The following is a 7,783-nucleotide window of genomic DNA, read 5'->3' as shown; positions in this document are numbered from 1 at the left end:
TTCCCGCTCTTGCGGATCAGCTCCACGACCTCGGCCTTGTATTCATCTGTGAACGATCGACGCTTCCGTTTTCCCATGACACACTCCTACCGCACTTTCGTGCGATCCGGGGTGTCCACGAGACCGGGGCAAGCTCAGAGTGTGCGCACCGAGATGTGGCTTCCCTGGTTGGGGACCTGATGATCGAGCCAGGCCGAGGTGAAGAGCATCTTCTTGGCCGGCGTATCCGGCAGGGGGTTGCGGGTGATGTGCGTCGCGTAGCCCGCGGGCTCCGCCGAGACCCAGACCTCGTGGAGCAGGTGGATCCCGATCAGGGCCTGCATGGGGTCGGTCAGCCCGAGGGCCGCCAGGAGCAGGTCGAAGGTCGAGAACTGGGTCGAGTGCTGGAGCAGGATGCTGAAGTTGATCGAGGGCACGTCCACCGCGAATCGCCGGATGTCCTGGGAGATCGCCGAGTTGAAGAGGCCCTGCACGCCGCCCATGCTGATCCCGTAGTAGAACTGCTCGCGGTCGTCTGCCGGGAAGACGCCCTCTCCGTCGATCTGGAACGCGGGATCCTGGTTGAAGGCGCCGAGCTTCATCATTCGGGTGAGGAGGAGGGTGTTGGCCTGGCCCTGCTTGTGGCGGTCGGGGAAGGCTTCGAAGTTGTGGAGCTGGCTGTTGCCGATCCCGACGATTCGCGTCCCGACCCAGATGAAGTCGGGGCTCGAGAAGCCGAACCAATCGGTCGCGCCCGAGATGTAGTTCCACTGCGGAGCACCGGGAATGTCGGAGAGGGCGCCGTGGTAGCCGGCAGGAATGCCGCGCACCATCCCGTCGCCGCGGCCGAAGATCCCGTGTCCGAGCAGCAGCACATGGCTCTCGTCGTCGAGGTTGCAGGGGATCGAGACCGTATAGGGAGCCCCCATGGTGCCGTTCTGGACGGGCGTGTCGTTCGCGTCGACGTTCATGAACTGGACGTCGGTGTCGACCGGCTGCGCGTCGAGGTAGAGGGGGCTCTGGAAGATGCCCGCGACGATGCGTCGGTGCGCGGTGCCCTGGGTCTGGCAGTCCGGGAAGTCGTCGACGCTGTCGACCGTGAAGGTCTGGTTGCCGAGCGCGACCTGAGCGTCGAGCCACTCGAGGCTCGCGTCGCGCATCGTCAGCATCTGATGTGTGAGTCCGTGCTCGCTCTGAACCGTGAACTCGAAGGCGAGAATCAGGTCGCGACGGTCGATCCCCGCGCGATGCAGCTTCTTGAACACGGGGCGCAGGCGCGCGCGCTGATCCTTCACGGCCTGGATGTCGGTCGGATGACCGTCGCGAATCGCCGCGAAGGCTGGCTCCGCCTCGACCGCGCTGCCATCGGGCCGCACGAGGTCGCGAACCGCCACGATATAGCGACCGCCGGGCGTGAGGCTCTGACCGGGCCGCATGATGATGAGCTGCCGATCGGGATCGCCGTCGGCGCGCGCGTCGAGCTCGACCCAGTGCAGCAGCCGTTCGCCGGTCTCCCAATCGAGCAGCACGGTCGGGTGGTCGCCATCGAGGGCGCTGTCGTCGTGGGTGCGGATGTCGACGTAGGGGGGACCGCTGTTGCTCAGGGAACGAAGGATCGAGACGCCGGAGGCGTCGAGGTCCACGCCACCGGGGAAGTGCATGAGAGGCTGTACGGTCGGGCTGTAACCGTCGAGCGAGCTGAGGAGGCTCGCCGGGATCTGCGTCGGCCCGTTGACCACCGGAATGCCGACCTGGGGAATCTCGAGCCGATAGCCGGTCGGCGTATCGGCCTCGGCGAGGAAGCGCGAAGAGGGGTAGGGGAGGAGACACTCGGCGGCGTTCGAGATCTCGCACTCGTCCACGTTCGCGAAGTCCGCTGCGCGCAGGAGCGCGCCCGCCTCCATCGTGACGCGGAAGAAGAAGAGGATCTTCGCGTCGATCTCCGCACGGAGCTGATAGGCGCCGGCGCTGGGCGTCTGGAGTCGCCCGAACGCCACACCCTGCTCCCCCCAGCCGCCGTCCTCGATGCTGTCGGGCGTGACCTGCGTCGTGACGCCGGCCTCATCGGTCAGGCTGATCTCGAGCGAGTCCGCATCGAAGCGGCTCGGAAGCTTCAGCTCGAAGGCGTGTTCGCCGGTCAGCGTCAGGAGGTTGGGGAGCGGGGCCCGGAAGTGGAAGAAGGGGGAGCCGTAGTTGCCTTCGCCGCAGTCCGTGAAGCCGAGCGCGAGCAGCGCGGCGAGCAGGATCGGGGCGAGGGACCGGACGGGGGCGAGCTTTGACATCGAGAGGACTCCAGAGTGAGCGGACAGGCGGAGCAGAGGGCCGCCAGAGAGCCGGTGGCATGGAATTTCGAAGCCTTGATTCTACCACGGACGAGGGCGCTGCGAGATCGGCAATCGCTCTGGATCCCTACGACGCGATCGAGGCGCGGACCTCGTCCCCGTGCAGGCAGATCGGGTGGGGGTAGTCGGTCTCGAACAGGACCCGGTCCGTTCCGATCTCGTCGAAGAAGTTGCGCGTCGCGAACTCCTCGAAGAAGGTGCAGGCCCAGACCTGCTCGCGCAGGTACTCGCTCGGCCGTTTTGTGAACTCCGGCTTCTCGATCCGCACGTTTGAGTCCTCTCGGGGGCGCCAGCTGAGGCTGCGGTGGCTGGCTTCGATCAGGGTGCAAGCCCCAGCAGAACACTCCTGGCCTCGTCCGCCATGTCGGTGAGGATCTCGCGAACGGGCAGCATCTCTGTCACGAACCCCACGCCCTGGCCGACCGCCTCGGTCATCAGGTCGGGCCGGTGCGCGTCGTTGGCCCCCTGCAGGTAGCTCTTCGTGAGCATCATCTGATACGGGCTTCGCAGTACCTCGGGGGCCTCGGCGCGCTCCCACTCCTCGGTCCACGGGCATTTGAGAACCCGCATGGTCTTGCCCGAGATGCAGGCCGTGCGGCGTGTCTCGTCTGCGTTGGCGGCGGCGATCCGCTCCTTGACCAGGGGATCGATATCCGACTCCTCCGACGCGAGCCACACCGTTCCCGCCCAGATCCCTGCTGCCCCCAGACAGAGCGCCGCCGCCAGGTGCCGACCCGTCGTAACGCCACCGGCTGCAATCACCGGCCTGTCGCCGGCGATGGCAACCACTTCAGGAACGATCGAGAACGTGCCCGATGCACCCGTATGGCCAGCGGCGTCGTAGCCCTGAGCCACGATCGCATCCGCGCCCCGCTCGAGCTGCCGGACGGCCTGCCGCCGCGCGCCAATCAGGCTGAACACATAGAGCCCGCGCTCGTGCGCCGCATCGAAGAGATGGTCTGGGCTACCGAGGCCGGTCGCAATGACGGGAACGCGCTCGTCGAGCAGGAGATCGAGCTGCGCGTGGCCGATCCTCTTGTTCAGGCCTCCCCACTGGTCGAGCGCAACCGCACGCTCGGGCTCCGGGACGTCATACTTGCGCTTGATCTCATCCGCAAAACGCTTGTGCTCGTCCGGAATCTCGGCGTATACCTCTTCTGCGCTGGCGCTGCGCGGCGCCGAAGAGGGCAGGACCAGATCGATTCCAAACGGCTTGTCCCCGACAGCGGCACGAATGAAGCGGATGTCGTCCTCGATCTTCTCGGTCGGGTGCATCGCCTCACCCAGCATGGCGAACCCACCGGCATGGATGGCCGCGACCGCCACGTCGCGACAATGGGTGAAGCAGATGATCGGCAGCTCCACACCCAACATGGCGCACAGCTTCGTGTGCAGGATATCCTGGTCCATGCCCTCTCCCGAGTTCCCGTCTCCGCACCCTTCGCAGGCCGTGCAACATACCGTCACGACAGTTCAGCCGTCGAGCCGGGCTGTACTTCACGGGAAAACGTGATCCTCGAGTCGATTGCCGGGATGATGGGGAGAAATCGAGGGTTCGGTTCCGATAGGATGTCGGCGACCCTGCGAAGCACAGATCCCGCACCGCAGCCCTGCGTGCAGGGCGCCAGGAGAAACCGCATGCGAAGCACGCAGATCGACCGCAACGGCCCGACGTCCAATCCTGGCGTCGAGATGGCCCGCTCGGTTCGCCAACTCGTGATGGACAACGCCGAGGCAAACGAACTCGCCCGCACGCTCAACAAGGCGACCGTCGAGGCGCTCTGGAAGTCGGGGCTCGTACAGCTCCAGAATCCGCGCGAAGCGGGCGGCGCCGAGCATTCGGTTCCCGAGATGATCGAGGTCTGGGAGGAGCTCTCGTGGCAGGACGGATCCATGGGATGGATCGGGATCGCGAACCTGCCCTCGACCGCGTTCGCTGCGGCCTATCTTCCTGACGAAGGCTTCGCCGAGGTCTTTACCGCCCACGACAACAAGGTCGTGCTCGGAGGCCAGTTCGCACCCAACGGGCAGGGGCACGTGACCGAGGGCGGCTTCACCCTTTCGGGCAAGTGGAATTTCGGAAGCGGCATCGGCCACAGCGAGTACGTGGCCGCAGGCTTCATGCCCGTTCGCGACGGCGTACCGCTCATGGGCGAGGGCGGACTACCCGACATGCGCGTCGCGATCCTGCCTCGCGAAGACATTCGCTTCACGGATGGTTGGTATGTCCAGGGGCTCAAGGGGACCGGCAGCTTCGACTACGAGGTCCACGAGGTCTTCGTACCCGAGGTTCGGACTTATCCGCTCTTTACGCGCAACCCCCAAAGGGGCGGAAACGTCTTCCGGCTGGGCATCATGCCGATCGTGGCTGCGGGCCACGGGGCCTGGGCCATGGGCGTCGCGCGAAGTTGCCTCGACGACGTCATCGAACTCGCCGAGTCGAGGCAACGTATGGGCGACGCCACCACGTTGGCCAACAAGATGACCTTCCAGGTCGATCTGACGCATCACGAAGCCATGTGGCGCGCCGCCTGGTGTCTGCTGCGCGACGCCAATGAGGAGGTCTGGGAGCAGATCAACGGCGGCGCCGAACTCTCGCTCGAGATGCGCGCCGATCTCCGGATGGCCGCGAGCTATGCGACCAACGCATCGCGCGAGATCGTGCACTGGGCGCATCTCGCCGCGGGAACCACCGCCATTCGCGAGGGCTGCCGTCTCGAACGTGCGTTCCGCGACATGTACACCGGCACCCAGCACGCCTTCATCGGCGAAAAGACCTACGTCGATTCCGCGAACGTCATGCTCGGACTGTCGGACCAGCTCCCCGCACTCTGATCCCCGGGGCTAGAAGGGCTTGGGGGCCGCCAGGCAGCGTGCTTCGCCGGTTACCGAAAGAGCCGATCCGGCTGGGCCATCAGGATCAGGATCAGTACGAAGAACACAGGTGGCCAGAATGCCAGTGCCGTGTGAACTCGAGCACTCGAGGATCCGACTCCGATGGAGAAGACCCCGATCGTTGCATACAGAATGATCTCCAACGCGTGCGTGGGTGACACGCCCTGAATGAACTGATTGCTAAAAGCGATCGCCATGAACAGGAGGGCCCCGGTGGCGAAGAGGGGGACGCGATACTCGAAGAAGTAGTCCCGCCACGACTCGATCGCTGAAGGGTTCTGCGGAATGACGATCGAGCTGAAGACGTACATGAGTGCTGGGACAGTGAGGAGGCCGATAAACCGGACTAGCGTCCATTCCACGTCGGTATAGCCCCACATCGCCCAGAACGCGAAGAGACAATTGGAGATGATGAACCCGAGCCACGACAGGTGCAGCGGGGAGCGCCGTAAGGGCCTGATTGCCAAGGCTACGCCGGAGAGGGCGCGAGTCAGCGCGAAGGTCAGAATCAGAGTGTGCGCCGCAGCGAGGTATTCGAATAGGGTCACTCTCGAATCTTTCGCCCTACAGATTGGGCTTCAGCCGCAACCGACAGCGCTGTCCGTCAACGCCATGCCACAGAAGGCCCGACGCCAGAATGCTACCAGGTTGAGGGACGCACGGCTGTCGGTTGTCAGCTGCAAGCCTTGTTGGACGGCCGGCATTGGCACGTGACCACGATCAGGTCTGAATGCGAAGGTCACCCGTGGCGGACATGGGCTCGATCGATCTGATGAAGTCCGATTGCACGAACCCTCCTGCAGTGCTTCACCAAACCGAAGCGAATCCGCAGGTGTCCCTCCCACCAAGGAAGGCCGTGGCACGCTCGAGTTTCGTGGGACGGGCTCGAGCCGCAACGAGCAGCGCGGCCTCATGCTTTCCGCGCCCTTCCAAGCTGCGCTACCACCTCTTTCTGGAGGTCCATCGTGGGACGGTTGGAAGGCAAGGTTGCAATCGTGACGGGTGCGGCCCGCGGCACGGGGGCAGAGGCGGCGCGTCTGTTCGTGGAGGAAGGCGCCCAGGTCTGCGTTGCGGACATCCTGGACGAGCGCGGGGAGGCCCACGCGGCCGGACTCGGCGCCGGTGCCTTCTTCCACCATCTCGACGTGCGAAGGGAGGAAGACTGGGCCGCGCTCCAGGAAGCCGTCCACGCGCGTTTCGGCCTCGTGGACGTGCTGGTCAACAACGCAGCGATCCTCGACGTGCGGCCCATCGCCGAACTGGATCCCGAAACCGTGCGCAACCTGCTGGACGTGAACCTGGTCGGCCCGATGATCGGAACGCGCGCGGTCATGCCGGACATGGCGGCCCGGGGTGCCGGCTCGATCGTCAATCTCGGCTCGATCGATGCCATGGAGGGGATGGGTTGGGTCGCTCCCTACTCCGCTTCCAAGTGGGGCCTGCGTGGCTTCACCAAGTCGGCGGCTCTCGAGCTGGGCCAGAAGGGCATCCGGGTGAACCTGGTCTGTCCCGCCGGAGGTAGCGCCGAACTCACCGAGGGTTTTCGAAAGAACCTCATGGAGCGCATCGAGGCTGGCGAGAAGCTCTTCCTGAAGGGCATCGACCACGCTGTCATGGGCGGCCGCCATGCCCAGCCACGGGACATCGCCAACGTGATCCTCTTCCTGGCCTCGGATGACGCCGGCTTCTGCAACGGCGCCGAGTACATGGTGGACGGCGGGCACACTGCCGGGCATATCTGGTTCGCGACGGAGTAGAAAAGGGGAGCCCGCCCGTTCGGCGCGATGCGAGCAGCCCCGAGAACGACCGGGCCGATGTCGAGAGGCCGTTTCGCTTCGCCAGTGGGGCTGTGCGATGTTGCGGCTGCGAGAGCCTCCGCCAGAGGCTCCATAAGGGAGGTCTCATGAAAACTGGCCGGCTAGGTCTCGTCGCCTGCGGGGTCGCGTGGCTCGCTGTCGCTCAGACGGGCTGCGCGCACATCGGGCCCGACGCCGATTCGCAGCGGGCGGAGAGCCGTCGAATCGTGCGCGAGTTGTTCGACGCGCTCAGTCGTAGTGACGTCGCGACCGTCGATCGGCTGTATGCCGACGACTTCGAGATCTGGACGGCCGGAAACATGCCGTTCTCGGGACGGCACGACAAAGCCTACGCGCTCGGTGCCACCGAGATGATCCTGGGGGCGTTTCCGCAGGGAATCGCGTTCACGATCGACGCCATGACCGTGGAAGGCGAACGGGTGGCCATCGAGGCGCACTCCGACGGCACGCACGTCAGCGGTACCCACTACCACAACGAGTATCACTTCCTGCTGCGGATTCGTGGCGGGCAGGTCGTCGAGTTCAAGGAGTACATGGACACCGCGCTCGCTGCGGAGGTGCTGGTCGGCGGCCAATAGGCGATCGTCGTCGCGGCTCGTCGAGAGGGAGTGTTGTGAAGTTCGGGATCATGGCTCCGTACATGATGGCGCCCGTCGAAGACGGGGCCTATGCGGCGAGCTTCGGGCAGCTCGCCGAGGAGATGGGCTTCGAATCGGTCTGGGTGGTCGATCACGTGGTGATGTGTCCGGC

At 65.2% G+C, this 7,783-nt stretch carries 8 protein-coding genes; 4 read left to right on the top strand and 4 right to left on the bottom strand.

Going from position 1 to position 7,783, the window contains the following annotated elements; genetic code table 11:
• Positions 1-134 precede the first annotated feature (134 nt).
• The 3 genes from GY937_19710 to GY937_19700 form a co-directional block, all read right to left on the bottom strand.
• Positions 135-2,261, bottom strand: coding sequence for a hypothetical protein (locus GY937_19710; protein ID MCP5058935.1), 2,127 nt, complete (start codon positions 2,259-2,261; stop codon positions 135-137).
• 127 nt (positions 2,262-2,388) lie between these two features.
• The gene (locus tag GY937_19705) at positions 2,389-2,589 is read right to left on the bottom strand and encodes a hypothetical protein (GenBank protein ID MCP5058934.1); all 201 of its coding nucleotides are present in this window, start codon (positions 2,587-2,589) and stop codon (positions 2,389-2,391) included.
• Positions 2,590-2,639: 50 nt separating this feature from the next.
• A complete protein-coding gene (locus tag GY937_19700) occupies positions 2,640-3,731 on the bottom strand; it encodes a nitronate monooxygenase (protein MCP5058933.1) in 1,092 nt (363 codons plus the stop codon).
• Between the two features lie 228 nt (positions 3,732-3,959).
• Here GY937_19700 and GY937_19695 point away from each other — a divergent pair, with 228 nt between their 5' ends.
• Entirely contained in the window at positions 3,960-5,156 is a 1,197-nt protein-coding gene (locus GY937_19695; GenBank protein MCP5058932.1) for an acyl-CoA dehydrogenase, read from the top strand.
• Positions 5,157-5,206: 50 nt separating this feature from the next.
• On the opposite strand, the gene GY937_19690 is transcribed toward GY937_19695, so the two are convergent.
• Positions 5,207-5,764 carry a hypothetical protein gene (locus tag GY937_19690; GenBank protein MCP5058931.1) on the bottom strand — a complete coding sequence of 186 codons (558 nt, stop codon included), beginning with the start codon at positions 5,762-5,764 and terminating at the stop codon, positions 5,207-5,209.
• A gap of 417 nt (positions 5,765-6,181) precedes the next feature.
• Here GY937_19690 and GY937_19685 point away from each other — a divergent pair, with 417 nt between their 5' ends.
• The 3 genes from GY937_19685 to GY937_19675 all read left to right on the top strand — a co-directional run.
• Positions 6,182-6,973 carry an SDR family oxidoreductase gene (locus tag GY937_19685; protein ID MCP5058930.1) on the top strand — a complete coding sequence of 264 codons (792 nt, stop codon included), beginning with the start codon at positions 6,182-6,184 and terminating at the stop codon, positions 6,971-6,973.
• A 146-nt stretch (positions 6,974-7,119) separates the two neighbouring features.
• Entirely contained in the window at positions 7,120-7,611 is a 492-nt protein-coding gene (locus tag GY937_19680) for a DUF4440 domain-containing protein (protein ID MCP5058929.1), read from the top strand.
• Positions 7,612-7,646: 35 nt separating this feature from the next.
• Positions 7,647-7,783 (top strand): hypothetical protein (locus GY937_19675; GenBank protein ID MCP5058928.1); only part of this gene is annotated, 137 nt, incomplete at its 3' end.

It is taken from the genome of bacterium (assembly GCA_024228115.1).
GTDB lineage: Bacteria > Myxococcota_A > UBA9160 > UBA9160 > UBA6930.
This window is presented reverse-complemented; position numbering and strand designations above follow the sequence as displayed.